The sequence below is a fragment of the Agrobacterium sp. 5Ca50 genome (genome assembly GCF_055381905.1).
Genome location: NZ_AP026438.1, coordinates 1269289 through 1291731 on the forward strand (window position 1 = coordinate 1269289; position 22443 = coordinate 1291731).

At 56.5% G+C, this 22443-nt stretch carries 17 protein-coding genes; 13 read left to right on the plus strand and 4 right to left on the minus strand.

Going from position 1 to position 22443, the window contains the following annotated elements; genetic code table 11:
• The first annotated feature begins 2 nt into the window (after positions 1-2).
• From ACZ5FM_RS06030 to ACZ5FM_RS06050, 5 genes are all read left to right on the plus strand, one after another.
• The gene (locus ACZ5FM_RS06030; protein WP_464039973.1) at positions 3-869 is read left to right on the plus strand and encodes an LpxI family protein; all 867 of its coding nucleotides are present in this window, start codon (positions 3-5) and stop codon (positions 867-869) included.
• Positions 866-2050 (plus strand): lipid-A-disaccharide synthase, encoded by a 1185-nt coding sequence (lpxB, locus tag ACZ5FM_RS06035; protein ID WP_464039974.1) that lies wholly within the window; start codon positions 866-868, stop codon positions 2048-2050. Before ACZ5FM_RS06030 ends, lpxB begins: the two co-directional genes overlap by 4 nt.
• A gap of 228 nt (positions 2051-2278) precedes the next feature.
• Positions 2279-3166, plus strand: a complete 888-nt coding sequence (locus ACZ5FM_RS06040) for a DMT family transporter (protein WP_192487784.1) — start codon at positions 2279-2281, stop codon at positions 3164-3166.
• Between the two features lie 134 nt (positions 3167-3300).
• A complete protein-coding gene (locus tag ACZ5FM_RS06045; protein WP_464039975.1) occupies positions 3301-4272 on the plus strand; it encodes a glutathione S-transferase family protein in 972 nt (323 codons plus the stop codon).
• 11 nt (positions 4273-4283) lie between these two features.
• Positions 4284-4907 carry an alpha/beta hydrolase gene (locus tag ACZ5FM_RS06050; protein ID WP_464039976.1) on the plus strand — a complete coding sequence of 208 codons (624 nt, stop codon included), beginning with the start codon at positions 4284-4286 and terminating at the stop codon, positions 4905-4907.
• Positions 4908-4952: 45 nt separating this feature from the next.
• On the opposite strand, the gene ACZ5FM_RS06055 is transcribed toward ACZ5FM_RS06050, so the two are convergent.
• Complete coding sequence (locus ACZ5FM_RS06055) at positions 4953-5849, minus strand: LysR family transcriptional regulator (protein WP_464039977.1); 897 nt, start codon at positions 5847-5849, stop codon at positions 4953-4955.
• 309 nt (positions 5850-6158) lie between these two features.
• Between ACZ5FM_RS06055 and amaB the strand changes: the two genes are divergently transcribed.
• Complete coding sequence (amaB, locus tag ACZ5FM_RS06060; protein ID WP_464039978.1) at positions 6159-7691, plus strand: L-piperidine-6-carboxylate dehydrogenase; 1533 nt, start codon at positions 6159-6161, stop codon at positions 7689-7691.
• 736 nt (positions 7692-8427) lie between these two features.
• On the opposite strand, the gene gltA is transcribed toward amaB, so the two are convergent.
• Positions 8428-9717 (minus strand): citrate synthase, encoded by a 1290-nt coding sequence (gene gltA / locus ACZ5FM_RS06065; protein ID WP_192491214.1) that lies wholly within the window; start codon positions 9715-9717, stop codon positions 8428-8430.
• Between the two features lie 301 nt (positions 9718-10018).
• Here gltA and ACZ5FM_RS06070 point away from each other — a divergent pair, with 301 nt between their 5' ends.
• Positions 10019-12517, plus strand: a complete 2499-nt coding sequence (locus tag ACZ5FM_RS06070; RefSeq protein ID WP_464039979.1) for a ComEC/Rec2 family competence protein — start codon at positions 10019-10021, stop codon at positions 12515-12517.
• Positions 12518-12621: 104 nt separating this feature from the next.
• Here the strand turns inward: ACZ5FM_RS06070 and lexA are convergent, their stop codons facing one another.
• Positions 12622-13350 (minus strand): transcriptional repressor LexA, encoded by a 729-nt coding sequence (gene lexA / locus ACZ5FM_RS06075; RefSeq protein WP_250982617.1) that lies wholly within the window; start codon positions 13348-13350, stop codon positions 12622-12624.
• Between the two features lie 450 nt (positions 13351-13800).
• Here lexA and ACZ5FM_RS06080 point away from each other — a divergent pair, with 450 nt between their 5' ends.
• Positions 13801-15318 carry an ATP-binding protein gene (locus ACZ5FM_RS06080; RefSeq protein ID WP_250982616.1) on the plus strand — a complete coding sequence of 506 codons (1518 nt, stop codon included), beginning with the start codon at positions 13801-13803 and terminating at the stop codon, positions 15316-15318.
• 201 nt (positions 15319-15519) lie between these two features.
• On the opposite strand, the gene ACZ5FM_RS06085 is transcribed toward ACZ5FM_RS06080, so the two are convergent.
• Positions 15520-16503 (minus strand): TerC family protein, encoded by a 984-nt coding sequence (locus ACZ5FM_RS06085; protein WP_250982615.1) that lies wholly within the window; start codon positions 16501-16503, stop codon positions 15520-15522.
• A gap of 443 nt (positions 16504-16946) precedes the next feature.
• Between ACZ5FM_RS06085 and rpsD the strand changes: the two genes are divergently transcribed.
• The 5 genes from rpsD to ACZ5FM_RS06110 all read left to right on the plus strand — a co-directional run bounded on the left by rpsD (position 16947) and on the right by ACZ5FM_RS06110 (position 22387).
• Positions 16947-17564 carry a 30S ribosomal protein S4 gene (rpsD, locus tag ACZ5FM_RS06090; protein WP_192491219.1) on the plus strand — a complete coding sequence of 206 codons (618 nt, stop codon included), beginning with the start codon at positions 16947-16949 and terminating at the stop codon, positions 17562-17564.
• 257 nt (positions 17565-17821) lie between these two features.
• Positions 17822-19333: a glycosyltransferase family 39 protein gene (locus ACZ5FM_RS06095; protein ID WP_464039980.1), complete on the plus strand. Its 1512-nt coding sequence runs from the start codon at positions 17822-17824 to the stop codon at positions 19331-19333.
• A gap of 29 nt (positions 19334-19362) precedes the next feature.
• Entirely contained in the window at positions 19363-20355 is a 993-nt protein-coding gene (locus ACZ5FM_RS06100) for a glycosyltransferase family 2 protein (RefSeq protein ID WP_464039981.1), read from the plus strand.
• Complete coding sequence (locus tag ACZ5FM_RS06105; protein ID WP_464039982.1) at positions 20352-21170, plus strand: ChbG/HpnK family deacetylase; 819 nt, start codon at positions 20352-20354, stop codon at positions 21168-21170. The genes ACZ5FM_RS06100 and ACZ5FM_RS06105 overlap by 4 nt, the downstream gene beginning before the upstream one ends.
• A gap of 287 nt (positions 21171-21457) precedes the next feature.
• On the plus strand, positions 21458-22387 hold the full coding sequence (locus tag ACZ5FM_RS06110) for a glutaminase (RefSeq protein ID WP_250982611.1): 930 nt from the start codon (positions 21458-21460) through the stop codon (positions 22385-22387).
• Positions 22388-22443 lie beyond the last annotated feature (56 nt).

Below are 22443 nucleotides of genomic sequence, written 5' to 3' on the forward strand. Positions count from 1 at the left end.
CCGTGGCAAGCGGTGATCGGCTGGCCATTATTGCAGGAAGCGGTCTGTTGCCCCATTATGTGGCAAAGGCAGCCGTCGATGAAGGGGAAAGCCCCTTCATCGTGCGCCTGAAGAATGAAGCCGATCTGAACTGGGATGGCTATGAAAGCGAGATTATCGGCGTCGGTGATCTCGCAGGCCTTGAGCGAATTTTCAAAAACAACGGCATCGGCCGTGTCGTGCTGTCGGGCGGCGTAAAACGTCGTCCGGAATGGCGGGAAATCCATCCCAACCTCAAATCTCTCCTCAAAATTCCGTCCGTCATCAAAACCCTTCTGGCGAAGGGCGATGACGCCGTGCTGCAAATGGTGATGAAACTCATCGAGGCGCAGGGCTGCCGCGTGCTGGGCGCCCATGAGATCGTGCCCGGCCTGCTGGCCGTGACTGGCCCAATGGGTGCGAGGGCGCCTGACAAGGCCGACCAAGACGATATCAGTAAAGCCATGCATGCCGCCAAGACCATTGGTCTGTTGGATGTGGGGCAGGGTGCTGTCTCCGTTGGTGGCCGTATCGTCGCGCTGGAAGGTGTTGAAGGCACCGATGCCATGCTGGAGCGTGTGGCACACTTGCGTGCCAATGGTCGTATTTCGCAGCGTCGAAAGGGCGTGCTCGTCAAACTGTGCAAACCGCAGCAGGATGTACGCGCCGATCTGCCAACCATTGGTCCCTCAACCATTGCAAATGCTGCCAAGGCCGGTCTTGCCGGTATTGCGGTGGAGGCGGGGCGCTCGTTGGTTCTCGACCGCGAAACCATGTTGAGAGATGCCGATGAGGCAGGCATATTTGTATGCGGCATCGATATGTCGCTGGGCGGAGACTTTAGGGGATGAGCGATACACTCAAGGTTGGCGTCATCGCCGGTGAAGTCTCGGGCGACCTGTTGGGCGCCGATCTGATCCGCGCCCTCAAATTACAATATCCCGGCACGATTGAGCTGGTGGGTGTTGGCGGTGACGCACTTGAGGCGGAAGGCCTGACCTCGCTGTTCGACTTTTCCGAACTGTCGATCATGGGTTTCACGCAGGTGCTGGCCAAGCTGCCAAAACTTCTGTCGCGCATCAAGCAGACGGCCAATGCGATTATTGCGGCAAAACCCGATGTTCTGCTGATCATTGACAGTCCCGATTTTACCCACCGCGTGGCAAAACGCGTGCGTGCCGCTCTACCATCGCTGCCTGTGGTCAATTACGTCTGCCCAAGCGTCTGGGCGTGGAAGGAATACCGCGCGCAGGCGATGTTGTCCTATGTTGACCATGTGCTGGCAGTATTGCCGTTTGAGCCTGAGGTCATGCAGCGCCTTGGTGGCCCCAAAACCACCTTTGTCGGCCATCGCCTGAGCGTTGAACCCAACCTGCTCGCCGTGCGCAATGAGCGCAATAAGAGGCTGGAGACTGGCGCGGAACAGACGAAAACCGTGCTTTTGTTACCCGGCTCACGATCTGCCGAGATTTCCAAGCTGATGCCGGCGTTTGCGCAGGCTGCGCAGTCCTATGTCGAGCGCAACGGCGATACGGAATTTGTACTGCCGACCGTGAAGAGACGCGAACCGCTGGTCCGGCAGTTTGCCGCCAGCTGGCCGCAAAACATCAAGCTGACCATCAGTGCCGCGAGCGATTTCAAATGGTCGTCCTTTGCCACGGCTGATGCCGCCATTGCCGCATCCGGCACGGTCATTCTGGAACTCGCGCTGGCCGGTGTGCCGACCGTTTCGGTCTACAAGACCGATTGGTTGTTTACGATGCTCAGCAAACGCATCAAAACCTGGACAGGCGCGCTTCCGAACCTGATCGCCGATTACGTGGTTGTGCCGGAATATATCAACGAGGTGGTGCGTCCAGGTTCCATGGTGCGGTGGCTGGAGCGCTTATCTTCCGACACGACGCAGCGCCGGGCCATGCTGGAAGGTTACGCGCTGGTTCAGCAGCGCCTGCAAACCGAACATTCACCGGGTGAACGCGCGGCAGAAATCCTGCTGGATGTCGTGAATGCCCGCAAGCCGGTACAGAATTAACCTCTAAACACTCTGTTTTGAGGCTTGGTTCACCATTCCCTCGGCATTTCCGCAAAATATGTCATAAACGAACGAAAGCGGCCGCCGGTAGCCTTGCAGTTGCTGGCGGTTGGGAGTACCGCAGAACGACATATCTGTGCCTGCTTCGGCCGCACATCTTCTCTGCGCATACAATTCTGCCCCCATTTTTCGCCTTCATCACGCTCTGACACTGTCGAAAGTCTGCCAATGAATACGGGTTTTCTTCTGGGATTGCTTGCTTATGCCAGCTTTTCGGGGGGAGACGCCCTGATCAAATCGCTGGGCGGCAAGGTCAGTGTGTTTGAGATCGGCTTTTTCAGCATTTTGTTTTCCGCCTCGATCATCTTTTTCACCAAGCCGAAGGACGAGCGCTGGCGTGAATTCTGGCGTATCAGCCGCCCATGGGCGGTGCATGGCCGTGCGATTTCCGGCTTGCTGGCCGGTATTCTCGGCATTTATGCCTTCACTACCATTCCGCTGGCCGAAGCCTATGCGCTGATCTTCCTGTCGCCGCTGTTCGTTACCATTCTTTCGGCACTGGTGCTGAAGGAGGATATTGGCATCTGGCGCTGGGCCGCCGTTTGTGCCGGCATTGTCGGGGTGATGATGGTCGTGCGTCCGGGTTTTCGTGAACTGCATCTTGGCCACGCCGCAGCGGTTGCGGTGGCCTTTCTGGCGGGCCTGACCATCGTGCTTCTGCGCTCACTGGCGGGTAAGGAAAAACGCACCTCGATCATGGGCGTGCTGTTGATCTACGGCCTGTTGTTTAACGGCCTTGCCTCCGTTCCGACCTTCCAGATGCCGGAATTGAAATATTTCGGCGTGTTCGCGTTGATCGGCACCTTTACGGCCATCGGCCAGATTACCCTGCTGATTGCCACCAAGATTGCGCCAGCCAGCCAGATTGCGCCCTCGCATTATTCGCAAATCCTCTGGGCGGTGGCGATTGGATCGCTGTTTTTCGGCGAATATCCGGACCGTCTGGCGGTCGCCGGTCTGGTGGTTATTGCCGGTGCTGGCCTGCTGACCATGTTCCGTGAAAAAATCCGCTTGGGCACCGTGCGCTGGAACCCGTTTTTCCGCAATCGGCTGTGAACCGGCGACAGTCTCAATCGTTATTCCTGAAAACGTTCTGATCGGTTACAGTGCGTCAACAAATGCGTGGCTTGTGGCCATTAAGCCTATGGCTTCATAACGATCCCGTCAGATGACCGAATGAGGATCTTAACATGCTTGTCGACGGAAAATGGACTTCAGATTGGCACCCTGTTCAGGCGACGGATGCCAAGGGTGGTTTCGTGCGCCAGACATCCGGTTTCCGTCATTGGGTCACTGCGGATGGTTCGGCAGGACCGACAGGTGAGGGTGGTTTCAAGGCAGAAGCGGGTCGTTACCATCTCTATGTCGCGCTGATCTGCCCTTGGGCATCACGCACGTTGATTGGCCGCAATCTCAAGAAACTGCAGGACGTGATTTCCGTTTCAGTCGTCGAGCCGTCCATCTCGGATGAAGGCTGGCGTTTTGGTGACTATCCCGGTGCAAACCGCGACGAGATCAATGGCAAGTCCTACATGCATCAGATCTATACCAGCGCAGACCCGCATTACACCGGTCGCGCCACCGTGCCCGTGTTGTGGGACAAACAGACAGCCACCATCGTCAACAATGAATCTGCGGATATTCTGCGTATGCTGAATTCCGGTTTTGGGGATCTGGCCGACAATTCGGTTGATCTTTACCCGACGCAGTTGCGCACCGAGATCGATGCGCTGAACGAGCGCATTTACCCCAACCTCAACAATGGTGTGTACCGCGCCGGTTTTGCCACCACACAAGGTGCTTATGACGAGGCCTTTGCCGATGTGTTCAAAACGCTGGAAGAGCTGGAAACCCGCCTTGAGCGTAAGGGTCCGTTCCTGTTCGGTGACACGGTCACCGAAACCGACATCCGCCTGTTTGTAACGCTGGTGCGGTTTGATGCGGCCTATTACGGCCTGTTCAAATGCAATCTGAAGCGCATTGCCGATTATCCGGCCCTCAGCCGCTTCCTCAATGAGATGCTTGATGTGCCGGGCGTGCGTGAAACCGTCAGTATCGACCACATCAAGCGCGGTTATTATTCGATCAAGGCGCTCAACCCGACGCAGATCGTGCCTGTTGGCCCTGATCTGCCGGGGCTAGCACCGGTTTCGCTATCCTAAGGGAGGTTGTCATGACATCCAATTCCACACGCAAACTGGTTATCGGTCTGCACGGCGTTGGCAGCAATGGCGCAAACCTTGCGCCATTGGGGCAGTTTTTGCGCCAGTCGACACCGGATATGGATTTCGAAAGCCCGGATGCGCCATTCAGCTTTGGCAATGGCCCGGGCCGGCAATGGTTCAGTATCGATGGCGTGACAGAAGCCAACCGCCCTCAGCGCGTCGTGGAGGCGCGTGCGGCCTTTGATCAGGTGCTGGGCGATATTATTGCCCGCCACGCGCTGACGAGCAACCTCGACCGCGTGGCGCTGGTTGGGTTTTCGCAAGGCTCCATCATGGCGCTGGATGCGGTGGCATCAGGCAGATGGCCTGTGGCGGCTGTGGTGGCCTTTTCCGGCAGGCTCGCCTCACCGGAACCCTATGCGCCGTCGGAAACCACACGCCTGTCGCTCATTCACGGCACGACCGATCACGTCATGCCCTTTGCCGAAAGTGAAAAGGCAAAGGCAGCGCTGGCCAAGGCAGGCATCAGTGCCGAGTTGCACATGCTGCCCGGTGTTGGCCACACGATTTCGCAGGACGGCGCGGTGATCGCCGCCAATTTCCTGCTGACTGCCTTTGGCGCCAGGGCCTGAACCTTCCAGCAATAGGGTATCTGTGGGGGCGGCCTGTGGCAGCCCCTAGCGACTGACCTCACTCAACAGCCATGTCTGGAAGGCGCGCGCCAGCATGTTGTCCTGCCGACCCTCGGGGGTGGCGATGTAATAGCTGTTGTCGGTGGTCAACGGCAGGTCAAATAGCACCTGCAACCGGCCGGATGCCAGCTCGGCCTCAATCAGGTAACGCGGCAGAAGGGCAATGCCCATACCGCTGGCCGCCGCTTCTATCACCATGGAGAACTGGTCAAAACGGTTGCCGCGAAAGGCATTGTCGGCCGTGACCTTGCTCATCTCGAACCATTCCGACCACAGTTTGGGTCGGGTGGTCAGGTGCAGCAGCGGCATGGTCTGCAGATCAGTGGGGTTGGCGATGGCCGCCTTCGCCAACAGCGAAGGGCTGGCCACAGGCAGGATCACCTCATTGCACAGAAAGGTGCAGGTGCCATGCGCCCAGACCGGCTGCCCGTAATGAATGGCAAGGTCAAACCCTTCCTCGTCAAAATCAAACGGGTGCGAACGCGACGCAACGGTGATGACCGTATCGGGGTGGCTCTCGATGAACTTGTTGAGACGCGGCATCAGCCAGCGGCTGCCAAAGGTCGGCAGGGAGGCAATCGACAGGGCAGAGCCGGACTCGCCTGATGCAACAGCGCGCACCATCAACTGTTCGGACTGCTGCAAAAGGCGCTGCACATCGGGCAAAAACTTGCGTCCGGCCTGTGACAGTACCACGCGTCGCCTGATCCGCTCAAACAGCTGCATGCCGGTTTGCGCTTCCAGATCACGGATCTGGCGGCTGATGGCACTCTGTGTCAGGTTCAGTTCTTCGGCGGCCCGCGTGAAGTTGCCATGCCGTGCCGCACACTCGAAAGCCTGTAAGGTCACGATGTCAGGTATCAGGCGGCGTCTGGGGTCCATTATTCCGATCTCGCATCAACATAATTGGTTTCGTCATTTGAAACCGGTCAATCCTGGCGTATATGATTACGAGAAAGAATAAACTGGCACTTTTCGTCAAGTGGGAAACGACAGCATGTCGTGCAAAATCCATGGGTTTTGCAATAACGACATGCGTAAAACAAACAGCCAAGGCCCGTAACAAATAACAGGTTTTGGCCTGTCCAGACCCGCGACACGGTAAAGAAGACCGAAAATTGAAGTGCAGGGCAGAGTGTTTTTCGCCAGTATGGATGAAGCGCCGCCACTGCGGGGAAAATGGAGCTTAAAATGGACGCAGCAACCCAGAAAATCGATGTGGTAAAGGAAGCGGCAAACCTGCTGGAAAAGATGGGCGTTTCGTCCAGCCTTTATACTGGCGGTAACATGCCATCCTTCAGCCCCGTTACCGGACAGAAGGTTGCAGACCTCAAGACCGTGTCGGTCGCTGAGGTGGCAAAAGTGGTTGAAAAGGCCGATGCTGCCTTCAAGGCATGGCGTCTGGTGCCGGCACCACGCCGTGGCGAACTTATTCGCCTGCTGGGTGAGGAACTGCGCGCCTTCAAGACCGATCTTGGTCGTCTCGTATCATTGGAAGCCGGCAAGATCCCGTCCGAAGGTCTCGGCGAAGTCCAGGAAATGATCGACATCTGCGATTTCGCGGTTGGTCTGTCCCGCCAGCTTTACGGCCTGACCATTGCGACCGAGCGTCCCGGCCACCGCATGATGGAAACCTGGCATCCCCTCGGTGTTGTCGGCGTTATCTCCGCCTTCAACTTCCCGGTCGCTGTCTGGTCGTGGAATGCGGCGCTTGCGCTGGTCTGCGGCAACTCGGTCGTGTGGAAGCCGTCTGAAAAGACGCCGCTGACGGCGCTTGCCGTTCAGGGCATTTTCGAGCGCGCCGTTGCCCGTTTTGGCGATGCGCCAGAGGGGCTGAGCCAGGTGCTGATCGGCGATCGTTTTGTTGGTGAAGCACTGGTTGACCACCCGAAGGTGCCGCTGGTGTCTGCCACCGGTTCCACCCGCATGGGCCGCGAGGTTGGTCCACGCCTTGCCAAGCGTTTTGCCCGTTCCATTCTGGAGCTTGGCGGCAACAATGCCGGTATCGTTTGCCCATCGGCCGATCTCGACATGGCACTGCGCGCCATCGCTTTTGGCGCCATGGGCACCGCTGGCCAGCGCTGCACGACCTTGCGTCGTCTGTTTGTGCATGACAGCGTGTACGACCAGCTCGTTCCACGCCTCAAGAAGGCCTACAGCTCGGTGTCCGTCGGCAACCCGCTGGAAACATCCTCGCTGGTTGGTCCGCTGATCGATAAGGCCGCCTTTGATGGCATGCAGAAGGCGCTCAGTGAAGCCAAGAACCACGGTGGTACGGTTCTTGGTGGTGAACGTGTCGATACGGGCGCCGCTGACGGCTATTACGTCAAGCCTGCTCTGGTGGAAATGCCAAAGCAGGACGGCCCTGTGCTGGAAGAAACATTCGCACCTATTCTCTACGTGATGAAGTACAGCGATTTTGACGCTGTGATCGATGATCACAATGCCGTTTCCGCTGGCCTGTCGTCGTCGATCTTCACCCGCGACCTGCAGGAATCGGAACGCTTCTTGTCTGCTGATGGTTCGGATTGCGGTATTGCCAACGTCAATATCGGCACGTCAGGTGCGGAAATCGGTGGCGCCTTTGGTGGCGAAAAGGAAACCGGCGGCGGCCGTGAGTCCGGCTCGGATGCGTGGAAGGCCTATATGCGCCGCGCAACCAACACCATCAACTACTCCAAGGCCTTACCACTGGCGCAGGGCGTGTCCTTCGATATCGAATAATAGAGCCGCAAAGGGCAGGGCGGCGACATGCCGCTCGGTCGTGGTGATTAAATGTGAAAAGGCCGGGGCGTGATGCTTCGGCCTTTTGTTTTGTGCTGGCTCGTTTGTGGAGCGCACAAACGGTCGATTGGGGCGATCGGTGTCCCGCACTCTTCCGTCATGTCAGGGCCTGTCCCGAGGATCCAATCACCTATCATTGAGCGAAACTGATGCGGCGTGGTTAGATCCTCGCCACAAGGGCGAGGATGACGCCAGGGAAATGTCAGCCGCTCCGACTATCGCTGGCTTTTACGCGAAGACGGTCACCACAATCTCCCTCTTCCCTGTGCTTGTCACAGGGATCCAGTCCCAGCCCAAGTCTCTGGGCTGATATAAGTTTCTCCGGCCGCGCAGACGCGCGCCGACTGGATTTCTGTAACAAGTACAGAAAAGAGGGGTGGGTGGCGTGCCACTTGCGCCCCTACCTCTACCCTTGTGGGAGAGGAAGAAAAATCATGGCCTTAGCAACGCTAAGTCATAGATTTTTCAGGTGAGGGGTTATTTGCTTGCGCCACGCTCATTGTCTGGCTCCAACATCTCAACAAGCTCTCCTCATTATTCCCGTGACAAGCACGGGAATAAGTAGGCGAGGTACTGTCTGTCAGCGAGTGTCGTCACACCACATGATGCCACCGGAATCACGCGCATAAAAAAACACCGGCGAGCGCGCCGGTGTTTTGTGTCATTCACTAACCAATCAACGCTTGGAGACTGGTACGTAATCGCGCTGTGGTGCGCCGGTGTAGAGCTGGCGCGGACGGCCGATACGCTGCTGTGGGTCTTCGATCATCTCGTTCCACTGGGCAATCCAGCCGACGGTACGTGCCAGGGCAAACAGAACCGTGAACATGGTTGTGGGGAAGCCTAGAGCCTTCAGCGTGATGCCGGAGTAGAAGTCGACGTTCGGGTACAGCTTCTTTTCGACGAAGTACGGATCGGACAGGGCGATCTTTTCAAGCTCAAGAGCAACCTGCATGATCGGGTCGTCGCCGTTGCCCGTTGCTTCGAGCACTTCGTACATGGTCTTCTGCATGATCTTGGCGCGCGGGTCGTAGTTCTTGTACACGCGGTGACCAAAGCCCATCAGGCGGAACGGATCGTTCTTGTCCTTGGCGCGGGCAATATACTCAGGAATACGGTCAACAGAGCCGATTTCGTTGAGCATGTTGAGCGCTGCTTCGTTGGCGCCGCCATGGGCAGGGCCCCAAAGGCAGGCAATACCAGCTGCGATACAGGCGAACGGGTTTGCACCGGAAGAACCGGCCAGACGAACGGTCGAGGTCGAAGCATTCTGCTCATGGTCAGCATGCAGGATGAAGATACGGTCCATGGCGCGGGCCAGAACCGGGTTCACCTTGTACTCTTCGCATGGAACGGCAAAGCACATGTTGAGGAAGTTCGACGCGTAGTCGAGGTCGTTCTTCGGGTAAACAAATGGCTGACCGACGTGATACTTGTAAGCCATTGCCGCGATTGTCGGCATCTTGGCGATCATGCGAAGGCTTGCGACCATGCGCTGGTGCGGATCGGTAATGTCGGTCGAGTCGTGGTAGAAGGCAGACAGGGCGCCAACGGTGCCAACCATCACAGCCATCGGATGCGCGTCACGACGGTAACCGCTGAAGAACTTCGTCATCTGCTCATGCACCATGGTGTGGCGCGTTACGCGGTTGTCGAAATCCTTTTTCTGTTCTGCTGTTGGCAGATCGCCGTATAGAAGCAGGTAGCACGTTTCAAGGAAATCGCCCTTTTCGGCAAGCTGCTCGATCGGGTAACCACGGTGCAGAAGGACGCCTTCGTCACCATCGATATAGGTGATCTTGGATTCGCAAGATGCAGTCGATGTGAAGCCGGGATCGTAGGTGAAATTGCCGGTGTGCTTGTACAAAGCAGCGATGTCGATGACGTCTGGGCCTATCGCTCCCTCTCGAATGGGAAGTTCTACTGTCTTGTCGCCGAGCGTAATAGAAGCGCTTTTTTCCGTCATCATAATCCTCCGAGAACATGCGTTTTGGATGCCGTGAGGCATCTAGGCGTTAAGCGTTCAGGATAGCTATCTGATCCTGCGCCATATGCCAAGCTATCCAAAAGGCAAATTGTGCGTTGCGGTATCAACTTGTGCCAAAAACTAGGCTTTTGGCGTTTGACTGTTTCATATTAGGTCAATGCTTCCTTAAAATATAAGTGGTTGCATTGTTGTCGTGCCGGTTGCAAATTACCCCTTATCCGGCGGGGGAGCTGCGGGTTTGACTGTAAGACCATCGCAAGAATTGCGACAGCAGGAACCGTTGAGACTGGATCTCCCCGGTGAGGGTGATTCCTTTGCTCTGCAACGATATCAGGGCGGGGTAGCAGAGGTTTATGAACAGTCTGCAACGGCAGGGAATTTATCCGGCCGGATATCGTCGCTGTCGCAAATGCTGGACATCGAAAAGGCCTATGGCCACGGCTTTCTTTGCATTCCGGTTTTTCTGGCAGTCGGTGCCATCATCTGGTTTTCAAGCCTTCAGACACCGTCCCCCTACCTGCTTGCTGGCGGCTTTTGTTTAGCCGGCACACTGGCGCTCACGCTTCGGTACCGCGCGGCACAACTGGCAGGATTGCTTAACCTTGTTGCGCTGTGTCTGGCAGGCATGCTGCTGGCGCAATTGGAAAGCTGGCGGCAGGATACTGTCATCATCGATACGCCCGTCACCACAGTCGTGTCAGGTGTTGTCGAGCGACGCGAGGTGGATGCGCGCGGGTACTGGCGCTATATCATATCGGTCACCGGAACTGAAAACCCTGTGCTGTCGCGCCCACCGAAAAAGATCACGGCACTATCAAGAAGTCGCCATCAACCGATAGAAATCGGGCAGGGCGTTACCGGCCGCGCACGCCTGTCTCCACCCTCAGGACCGGCCTTGCCTGGTCTGAATGACTTTGCCTTTTCCGGCTATTTTAACGGCATAGGTGCAACCGGTTTCTTTTATGGAGCGCCACAGCCTACGGTGAGCGAGGCGATCAAACGCCGCATTGCGGAACGCGGCCACTGGCTCAGCGTGACTGATACAGGACTTTATCAATTACGCAGCGCCATTGCCGAGCGCATCCGCAGCACGATCGGCGGCGACGCCGGCGCTTTTGCCGCCTCGATCATAACCGATGAACGGCGAGCAATATCAGAAACCACCATGGAAGCACTGCGTGTGTCCGGCCTTGCCCATATCGTTGCCATTTCGGGCCTCAACATGGCGCTGGCATCGGGCATATTCTTCGTTGGCTTGCGCACGGCACTCAGCTGTTTTCCCGGTTTTGCCGAGAGGCGGCCGGTCAAGAAGATCGCTGCCTTTGCCGCCCTTATCATGACGCTCGCCTATTACCTGATTTCAGGGTTTGCAGTGTCCGCCGAACGGGCCTGGCTGATGATGTCGATCATGCTGATCGCCGTGCTGTTTGACCGTCCCTCGATCAGCCTCAGAAATGTTGCCATTTCCGCCATCATTATTATCTGCGTTTCGCCGTCAGAGGTCATGGGGCCAAGTTTCCAGATGTCCTTTGCCGCAACCATTGCGCTGGTCGCCGCGTATGGTTTCTGGACACGGCGGCGCGCCGCACAAGACAGCGCAACCTTCCGGCCAAGTAATATGCCGATCGCCCTCAAGGGTGCTTCCATCCTTGGCAGCTTCTGCGCCGGTATTGTCGTGACCTCGCTGATTGGCGGAGTCTCCACGGCCATCTATTCGATGGAGCATTTTCACCGTGTCACCACCTATGGACTAGCGGCAAATCTCGCCGCCATGCCGGTGATGTCTTTCATCGTCATGCCCTCTGCCTTGATCGCCATGCTGCTGATGCCCTTCGGGCTGGACGGGCCGTTTCTGACCGTCATGGGTTACGGCATGGCGATGACAATTGATATTGCCACCTATGTGGCCTCATGGGGAGGCGATGCCGGAGTCGGACGACAACATCAATGGTTTCTGGGCGCCGGAACGCTTGGCCTATTGGCGCTGACACTGTTTCGCACCCGACTGGCTTGGGTAAGTGCTGTGTTCCTGCTGGCAGGCCTTGTGCTGTTTGTGCTGTCACGGCAACAGGACAATCCCGATCTGGTGGTTTTTGAGGACGGGAAACTGATGGCACTGGTTGGCGAGGATCAGGTTGCCAGCACCAGCCAACGCCCATCCGGCTTTATCTATGACCAATGGGCGCGGGCTTTGTTCTTACCTGACAAATATATTCGGCCAAACATGCTGCAGGAACTGCCAGCCCCAGAACCATCGCCTGACGATGCCAATGACAGAACGACAGGCAATGCCGATGCCGCACCACCACGATCACGACGGCCGATGCTGGACGAACACACCATTCAGACTGAAAGGCAGGCGATGTCTGCCGCCGTTACAAACGCATCTGATGCCTTTACCTGCCGTCGCGACAGCTGGTGTATCGCCAGATCAGCGAAGGGGCAGGTGGTGATTTCCGTGCTGGATAACAGATATCTTGGTCTCGCCTGCGACATCGGTTCTGTGGTTATCACCACGCGTCCCACATCATTTGAAACCTGCCGCTCCGGCGCCTTTTTGCTCAGTGCCCAGACATTGCGGCGCACCGGATCGCTGGAGATCACATTTTCAACTGAGGCTACAACCGCCGCAAATCAGGATTTGCCGATAGAGAGGATGACGGCTGCCATTTATGGTTCCTACCGTCCATGGACCATGCATCGTTATTATAACTGGCGCAGCAGGACATTTGAAACGGCAGTACCGCCGCATGTCTCGCAACTGCTGGACCGTCACTAGACTAACGTAAGCTGAAGGCTAGTTTTGTCGGGCGTTTTCCGACGACAGTAGCGATGACGCGCTGGCGCGTCATCTGGCAGTGATATGGGTCTGATGATGACCGCTTAGTGGTATCTGCGGATCAGGCCAACCAGCTTGCCCTGGATCTTGACGCGGTCAGGTCCAAAGATGCGGGTTTCATAGGCCGGGTTTGCCGCCTCAAGCGCAATAGATGCACCCTTGCGACGAAAACGCTTCAAGGTCGCTTCTTCATCATCGACCAGCGCCACGATGATGTCACCGGGATTGGCGGTCTTGGCGTTGCGGATGATGACCGTGTCGCCGTCAAAGATGCCAGCATCGATCATCGAGTCACCGCGCACTTCCAGTGCGTAATGTTCACCAGAACCCAGCATGTCAGCCGGCACGGACACATCATGTGTGTTGTTCTGGATGGCGGAGATCGGCACACCGGCCGCGATCCGTCCCATCATCGGCACCGATACCGAGCTGCCGCCATCATTGGCGCTGACAGGCGCGGGGGTCGGAGCAGGGGCGACAACCGGTTTTGGTTTGCCAAGGCTGCCTTCGATCACACTTGGTGAGAAGCCACGCTGTGGTTTGAGGCTTGGCGAATAGGCTTCAGGAAGTTTGATGACTTCCAGTGCGCGAGCCCGGTTTGGCAGGCGGCGAATGAAGCCACGTTCTTCAAGCGCTGTGATCAACCGGTGAATGCCGGATTTGGACGCGAGATCAAGCGCATCCTTCATCTCATCAAATGAGGGAGGAACACCGGATTCCTTCATTCTTTCGTGAATGAAAAGAAGCAGTTCCTGCTGTTTGCGTGTGAGCATGAAGTCGCACCCCAACCGTTGATGAAAATCGAAACAAATGCAGAACATACACTATATGTTCCATATGTGTTCCGCAAGGCTTTAATATTTCGTAATCGCCGCGCCGGTGAATTTTCTTTCAAAACAGCCAAGACGTGTAATCGCTGCCTATCGTTCTGTTTTTAAAAAGATTTTACCTTAATTCGGGGCAAAACGACCAGTCAGAAACTGAGGCTCGCAACACCGCCCGATAGCCGGCCAACCGGCACCACTATCAATCTGATATCGTAAGGCGCTGTGATTCGGTTCGTTTGATTCTCTCCACCAGATTGGGTTGGCAGCGCATATTCCCTGTGCATTTTTACCTTCACGAGGAAGCATTGCGTTGAAATCTCTGTTATGGGGAGGGTTCGCTGCTCGTTCGGAGTCGGCATTCAACATCAATTTTTGACAGTATAAGGTTTTAGGGCATTGCAGGTCGGCATCGACATGGGAACGCTATCGGGTGGGCAGGCTGCCAAACTCGACATTGAGGAATTGCTCGCCACGCGTCTGCTGGTGCAAGGCAATTCCGGTTCCGGAAAGTCGCATCTGCTGCGCAGGCTACTTGAACAATCCGCCCCCTGGGTTCAGCAGGTCATTATTGACCCTGAAGGGGACTTTGTGACGCTGGCCGACAAGTTCGGCCATATCGTTGTGGATGGCGAGCGCACAGAAGGTGAGTTGGCCGGTATTGCCAACCGTATTCGCCAGCACCGCGTATCCTGCGTCCTGACGCTTGAAGGTCTTGATGTCGAACAGCAGATGCGGGCCGCAGCTGCATTCCTCAACGGCATGTTCGATGCCGACCGCGAATATTGGTATCCGGTGCTGGTGGTGGTCGACGAAGCGCAGATGTTTGCGCCGTCCGTGGCTGGCGAAGTAACCGAAGATGCCCGCAAGGCATCGCTTGGCGCCATGACCAACCTGATGTGTCGCGGCCGTAAACGTGGTCTGGCCGGCGTTATCGCCACGCAGCGTCTGGCAAAACTTGCCAAGAACGTGGCGGCGGAAGCCTCCAACTTCCTGATGGGCCGTACTTTCCTTGATATCGACATGGCACGCGCAGCCGACCTGCTCGGCATGGACCGCCGTCAGGCGGAAATGTTCCGCGATTTGCAGCGTGGTAATTTCGTGGCGCTTGGCCCGGCTCTGTCGCGCCGCCCACTGCCTATCGTCATTGGTGCTGTGGAAACCTCGGCTCGGTCGTCATCGCCCAAGCTGATGCCGCTGCCCGATGCACCGCAGGACGTGGAAGACCTGATCTTCACGCCAGACCCGGAAGAATTTACGCGCGCCCCTGTGCGCCGCACGCCACCGGCACCGCGCCCGACAACGGACATTCTGGCAGAGCTGTCGCGCTCGACGCCGGCGGCGATCACGCCAGCCTCCGAACAGCCGCAGCGCAGCAGCGCCTCGGACATGACGCCGGAAGAGCGCGAAGAAAAGATCTCAGGCGTTCTCTACGAAATTCTGGATGATCCGCAGTCGGCCTATCGCACGGACGCTGTGCTCTATCAGGACTTTCTTGTGCGCGCCCGCATGCGCCGCATTCCCGGCACGCCGATGGCGCTGTCGGAATTCCGCCGTCAGGTGGCAATTACCCGTTCCGGCGTTGATGCCGAAATGGCGGCAAGTGAAAGCTGGCAAACGGCACTCGATCTGTCAAAGAACGTGTCAGACGACCTGCAGGGCGTATTCCTGATGCTGGTGAAAGCCGCGCTGGGCGAGGAGCCTTGCCCGTCTGATGCGCGTATTGCCCGTGCCTATGGCACGCATTCTGCACGCCGCGCACGCCGTCTGCTCGGTTATTTCGAGGAGAAGGAATTGGTCGTGGTGCATGCCGATTTCTCCGGCAAGCGTATCGTGGCATTTCCGGACCTTGATGCAAAAACCGCACCCGGTGATGCGGATGCGGCTGATGATGAGGCGACGCTGGCAGCCGAATAAGGCTGCTGTTTTTTAAAGCTGTTATTGTATCTTATGGTCGGGTGCGTCCCGACCATCTGCTGTTGTTCATTCTCGGATCACGTCCGAGAATCATCGTGCTGAAATCGCAGACATGGACTGATGTTACCGGCCATCTTGTGGTGCCCATCCTCGGCGTGGCGCCGAGGATGGTGGAGTTTCGGGATGTCGTGAAGCGAGACATTATTCGACAGCCTTTGCTTGCTTGCGTGTGGCAAACAGCGAACCGACAACACCGGTCACCAGAATTGCGACGGTCACGCCAAGCGAGACGGCAGGCGGGATTTTTGCCAGACCCAGCATGTCAGCCACGAAGATTTTCGAACCAACGAACACCAGAACCGCAGCCAGCGCATATTTGAGATAGGCGAAGCGGTGGATCAGGGCAGCCAGCGCAAAGTAGAGTGCACGCAGGCCAAGGATCGCGAAAATGTTCGACGTATAGACAATGAACGGGTCGGTGGTGATCGCAAAGATCGCCGGGATCGAATCAACCGCAAAGATCAGGTCGGCAATTTCCACCATCACCAGCGCCAGAAACAGCGGGGTGACAAAGGTTTTCAGCTTGCCGGTCTTCTCGTCGGTTTCCTTGACGAAGAACTTTTCGCCATGGAGGCGGTTTGTCAGCGGCAGGTGGCGCTTGAGGAACTTCAGGATGCGGTTGTTGTCGAGATCGTTCTCATCATGATCGGCCGAAAACAGCATCTTGAGGCCGGTAAACACCAGGAAGGCCGCAAAGAGGTACAGCACCCAGTGGAAGTTTTCGACGATGGCAGCGCCAGCGGCAATCATGATGCCACGCAGCACGATCACACCCAGAATACCCCACAGCAGCACGCGGTGCTGGTATTGGCGCGGAATGGCGAAATAAGAGAAGATCATGGCGATGATGAAGATGTTGTCCATCGCCAGACTTTTTTCCACCACGAAGCCAGTGATATATTCCATGGCAGGCTGCTGGCCCGACTGGTACCAGATCCAGCCACCGAAGGACAAACCGATGACAATATAGAAAGCGGACATCAGCAAGCTTTCGCGAATGCCGATTTCCTTGGAATTCTTATGCAGAACACCAAGGTCCAGGGCCAAAAGGCCAAGAACGAGAGAAATGAAGACCGCCCACATCCATGTGGGGGTGCCGAGAAAATCCGAGAACAGAAAGTCCATCAGTCAACCTTTGCCGGACAGGTTGGCTATATGGCTGGGGAACGTGTGACAGAAATAAACGTGGGCCCCAACCTAAAGAGACTCGACATCACGTATTGTCCGGTAATACGCCAGAGGGGCCCGAGTCCTGATCACGACAAACGAAATAGTGCAGGAAAATGCGCTTTCAAGGGCGGGATGCAATTTTTTTCTCGTTGACAATTTTATGAAGGCCACCTAGAAGCGCCATCAACGCCGGGCCGCAAAGCCCGGTGTGTTTCGTTGACTGCCTTGCAGTTTTAATAACTGACGTTCGGTAGTCAACATCACCGACATGTCCCGTGGCTTCTCCATTCGCAAATGTGAGAGACCTGTCAGAGTTCATCAACAGAACTCAGAGGAGGGCGTGTTTCCTTAATCCGGTTTGGCAACAAACCGGTATAATATGTTGAGAAGGAAATACGATGAGCAAGCGCGAATCGTCTAAGTATAAAATTGACCGCCGCATGGGCGAAAACATCTGGGGTCGTCCTAAGTCCCCAGTAAACCGCCGCGAATACGGTCCTGGCCAGCACGGTCAGCGCCGCAAGGGCAAGATGAGCGACTTCGGCACGCAGCTGCGCGCCAAGCAGAAGCTCAAGGGCTACTACGGTGAACTGCGTGAAAAGCAGTTCCGCGCAACCTACGACGAAGCTAACCGTCGCAAGGGTGACACTTCCGAGAACCTGATCGGTCTGCTCGAGTCCCGTCTGGACGCGATCGTATACCGCGCAAAGTTCGTTCCAACCGTTTTCGCATCGCGTCAGTTCATCAACCATGGCCACGTCACGGTTAATGGCGTTCGCGTTAACGTTGGTTCTTACCGTTGCAAGCCAGGCGACGTTGTTGAAGTTCGTCAGAAGTCCAAGCAGCTGACCGTTGTTCTGGAAGCTGTTTCGCTCGCTGAGCGTGACGTTCCTGACTACATCGAAGTTGATCACAACAAGATGGTTGCGACCTTTGCTCGCGTACCAGCTCTGTCTGACGTTCCATACCCAGTCGTCATGGAACCACACCTCGTGGTCGAATTCTACTCGCGCTAATCGCTGCGACGTTGATTTTGAAAAAGCCGCCCTTCGGGGCGGCTTTTTTGCATTCATGGCATGGCGTGATGATTTCAGAGATGCGTCACTGGTTGCCGGATTTTCGCACCTAATCCAGCCTTGATTTTCTGCGTAAAAGCGCAGGAATGCACAACTGCGTAATGCTTGTCCCCTTTGGTTGTGCTATCGGGACTTCGACCTTGTGAAGTTATGAAATCAAGCCGCTTGAAGCAGGGCGTGCTGTTGGGAAATCGGCCATGGAACGTTCGGACAAAATTGCGTTTGCTCAGGGAAAGACGGCCTCGATTGTCGGCGTCATTCTGCTGTTCGTTCTGGCGCTGACCATGCATGCCGCATTCTCCAAGCTCAACCTCGACCAATATGGCGATATGGTTGAAAACTACGCCTGGGGCGCGCTGTGGCAGTGGGGCACATACAAACATCCGCCATTCTTCGGCTGGACCACGGCCGCATGGTTTGCCGTTTTCCCACATGAGAACTGGGCCTATTTCCTGTTTTCCGCCGTCAATTGCGGTCTGACTTTTGCTGCCGTCTGGCGCATTGCTGCCCGCTTTGGTGATGGCAATGTGCAGTTGATGGCGGTCATTTGCGCCATGCTGATGCCGCCACTGTCGTTCCTGGCCATCAAATACAATGCCAATTCGGCAATGACGCCAATCTGGGCCTGGCTGTTCGTATTCTATCTGCGCGGCCTTGAAGGACGCCGGATTGTTGATGCCGTGATGATTGGCCTGTTGGCCACTGCGGCCATGCTGACCAAATATCACTCCGGTGTCGTTCTGCTGGCGCTGTTCCTGCATGCATCTTTCGACAAGCAGGCCCGTGCGGCGCTGCTATCCACCTTCGGTCTCACCGTGCTGGTGGTGTTTTTCGTCACCATTGCCGGCCATGTCCTTTGGCTGTTCGAGCATGATTTCCTGCCCATCGTTTATGCCGCAGAGCAGGGTGATGGCGAATGGCTGCACATTTTCACCAAGGCGCTGAAATTCGTGGTGGGCGTGCCGCTTTATACGATTGGCGCTCTGCTGGTTGCGCTTTTGGTGCGTCATGACAAAAGCGAAAAGGGCCCGGCCTTTCAGCCTGCCAATATTGCCCGCCTGCGAGACAGCGTTCAGGGTCGCGCGCTGCTGGCCTTCAGCATCCTGCCATTTATCCTGACGATCATTCTGGGCTTTGCCGCGCAGGCAGAACTGAGCGCCGTCTGGGTACTGCCGATCTTCACGCCAATTGCCGTGCTGATTGCGCTTCTGGTGCCGCAGCAGTGGCTGCAGCGCAATATCGGACGCGCCGTGACAGTTGCCGTCATCTACCTGCTGGGCATGATCGCTTCTGGGCCTGTCATCGCCATGGTGGACCGTAACTACGGTGAGTTTGAATCATTCCGCAATGTGCCCCTGGAGGCCGTGTCCGACCGCATCGATGAGCTATGGCTGGCGGAAAGTGGCGGTGCCAAGGGCTTTTATGTCGCGGGCAGCCGTGGTCTGGCTGATGGCACGTCCTTCTACTCGCGTTACGCACCGCTGATCGTGGATGGCAACTCGGCGGAATATGCCAAAGGTTATCTGACACCGGAACTAGCGCGTCAGAAGGGGCTGGTTCTGGTTTGCTTCAAGGGCGAATCGAAATGCACCGATGCCTCAACCAAGCTGGTCGGCCCGTTGCCCGCGCCACAAGACCTTCAAGTCACCGGTATAAACGGCAAGGGCAGCTGGGATATCCAAATCTGGCTGATCAAGCCGCAGAACTGATAGTGCGAATTTTGTAACGGGATTGGGGCATGGCTCTTTTTTCACTCATCGTACCGTTTTTGAATGAACGGGAAAACGTGCCGGCATTCACCACCTTCATTGAAAAGGTGGCGGGTGAACTGCGTGAAAAATTCGATCTCGATCTCGAGGTGGTGCTGGTCGATGACGGCAGTACCGATGACAGTGTGACACGTTACATCACGTCGATGCCGGGCACATGGCGCATCGTCGAACTCAGCCGCAACTTCGGCAAGGAAGTTGCCGTGTTTGCCGGTCTGGAAGAGTGCAGGGGCGATCTTGTGATGATCATGGATGCCGATATGCAGCACCCATGGACTGTTGCACTCGACATGATTTCGCAGCTGATGGCCGACGAAAATCTCGACGCCGTTTATGCGGTACGTGATGACCGCCTGCAGGAATCGATGAAAAAGGCGGCCGCCGTTCATCTGTTCTATTGGCTGATCAATTTCCGCCAGCGTTTTATCGTGCCGGAAAATGCTGGCGATTTCCGCGTCATGCGCCGCCCGGTTGTCGAGGCCATGCTGAAGATCCGCGACCGTCGCCGTTTCAACAAGGGGCTGTACGCTTGGGCCGGCTTCCGCCAGAAGGCCATTGGTTACGTGCCGGATGAGCGCCAGCATGGTGCTACCAAATGGTCCAACCTGTCGCTGCTGTCCTTGTCGCTGGAGGGCATCACCTCGTTTTCGGCGCTGCCTTTGCGGCTGGTATCGATCATTGGTGCGCTGGTTGGTATCTGCGGCATTTTCTATGGCCTGAAGATCGTCTTCGAAGTGCTGTTTTACGGCGTGTCAGTTCCTGGTTATCCAAGCCTCATGGTGGCGGTGTCGGTGCTCGGCGGCTTCAATCTGGCGCTGCTTGGCCTGCTCGGCGAATATATCTGGGTCGGCATTGCCGAAACCAAGGATCGCCCGCTGTATCTGGTGCGCCGCGTGCATAGATCAGGCGAGATCAAGACGCTGGACAAGACCGCGCAGTCCGCTGAAAAACAAACGCCATGAGCATGGCGGACACTAAGGTGTTTTTGGTTGCTGATGATTATGGCCTGTCACCGGCCGTCAGCGATGGCATTCGCCACCTGATATCAAAGGGCAATCTATCCGGCACCGGCTGCATGACTTTGTGTCCGGAATGGCCCTCTGAGGCGATAAAGCTGAAAGAGTGTCAGGGGTATGGCGACGTCTTTGCCGGCATTCACCTGACGCTGACCGATTTCAAACCTCTGACCGATGCACCCGCCATCAGCAAAGATGGCAGGTTACTGCCGCTGAAAGAGCTGATCCTTGGCGCGTTGCGGCCTACGGAAGAGTTTACCGCGCAGGTGCATGGCGAACTGGACGCGCAGCTTGCAGCCTTCACCAAAGAGATGGGGCATTTGCCGCATTATCTCGATGGCCATCAACACGTGCATTTCCTGCCGCCGGTAAGGTCATGGCTGTTAAGCCGCTCTCAAACCCTTGCCCAAGGTGGTGTGAAGCCATGGCTGCGTGGCGCACCGGCGGTCGATTTTTCGCAAGGTGTAAAGATTGGCCTGAAAACCTGTTTCGTGGCCGGGCTGGCGCGTGGTTTTGATGGTGAGATGCGCAGTGCCGGTTTGTTAGTGCACGGCCCGCTCTGCGGCTTTTATGACTGGCAACAGGCGGAAAAGTTCAGTTCGGTGCTGAATGGTCGTGTTCGTAATGGCAGCGTCATGATGTGCCACCCCGGTTATGTTGATGATGTGCTGCAAGCCCGCGACCCGCTGACCGGTGCGCGCGCAGAAGAGCTGCGCCTGCTGGAGATGGAACTGCCGTTTGCTTTGGAGAGGCGGGTTTAGTCTCCACTTTTTCCTTCATTCCTGTCTTCGGGCTGAAAAGGGTTCTATACCGCGCAGACGCGCGGATGCTGGGTCTCTGTGACAAGCACAGAGAAGAGGGGAGTGTGTGGGAACGCGCATCGAATATCTCAACCCCAGGAGTTTTGATGCCCTGTGACAGGTCTCCGTACATCTGACCAATTCCCGCAGCAATGATTCCGCATTCATCCTCACGCGATAGTGGCATTGATTTTGCTTTTGATGTAGCCAACAGAACCGTAGTGACACTGGCGAACAAAGGCTTGGGCATGCAGGACATTCAGCTGATCATTGACCGCATTTATGATGCGATGGTGCCAAGATTGGGTGAGGGGAAGGTAGCCGACTACATTCCTGAGCTCGCCAAGGTCGATCCCAAGCAGTTTGGCATTGCCGTCACCACCGTTGAAGGCGAAACATTCGTCGCGGGCAATGCTGAGGTGCCATTTTCCATTCAAAGTATCTCCAAGGTCTTCATGTTGACGCTGGCGCTCGGCAAGGCTGGCGAAACCGTGTGGAACCGGGTAGGGCGCGAACCATCAGGATCGTCCTTCAACTCCATCGTACAGCTGGAACATGAGGCGGGCATTCCACGCAATCCCTTCGTCAATGCCGGTGCGATCGTCGTCAGTGATATCGTGATGGCCGGCCACCAGCCGCGCGAAGCAATCGGTGAGTTGCTGCGCTTTGTGCAATATGTCGCCGATGATGACAGCATCATCATCGACAATGCGGTCGCGAAGTCGGAAAATGCCACCGGTTACCGCAATTATGCGCTGGCCAATTTCATGCGCTCGTTTGGTAATCTGCATCACCCGGTCGAAAATGTGCTGGGTGTGTATTTCCATCAATGTGCGCTGGCTATGACGTGTCACCAATTGTCACGGGCGGGGCTGTTTCTGGCCAATCAGGGCCGAAATCCGCTCAGCGGCCATACGGTCGTATCGGCGCGACGGGCAAAACGTATCAACGCGCTGATGCTGACCTGCGGCCATTATGATGGGTCCGGCGACTTTGCCTATTCTGTCGGCCTGCCAGGCAAGAGCGGCGTTGGCGGCGGCATTCTGGCCATTGCGCCGGGCAAGGCATCGATTGCGGTATGGTCGCCCGGCCTCAACAAGGTCGGCAACTCCGCACTTGGCTCCGCAGCACTGGAAATGCTGGCCAACCAGACAGGCTGGTCGGTATTCGGGGCTTGATCTTGCCGGAATATGCAGGCATTGGCTGGAGGACAGCCCGTATTAGCGCCCGAATT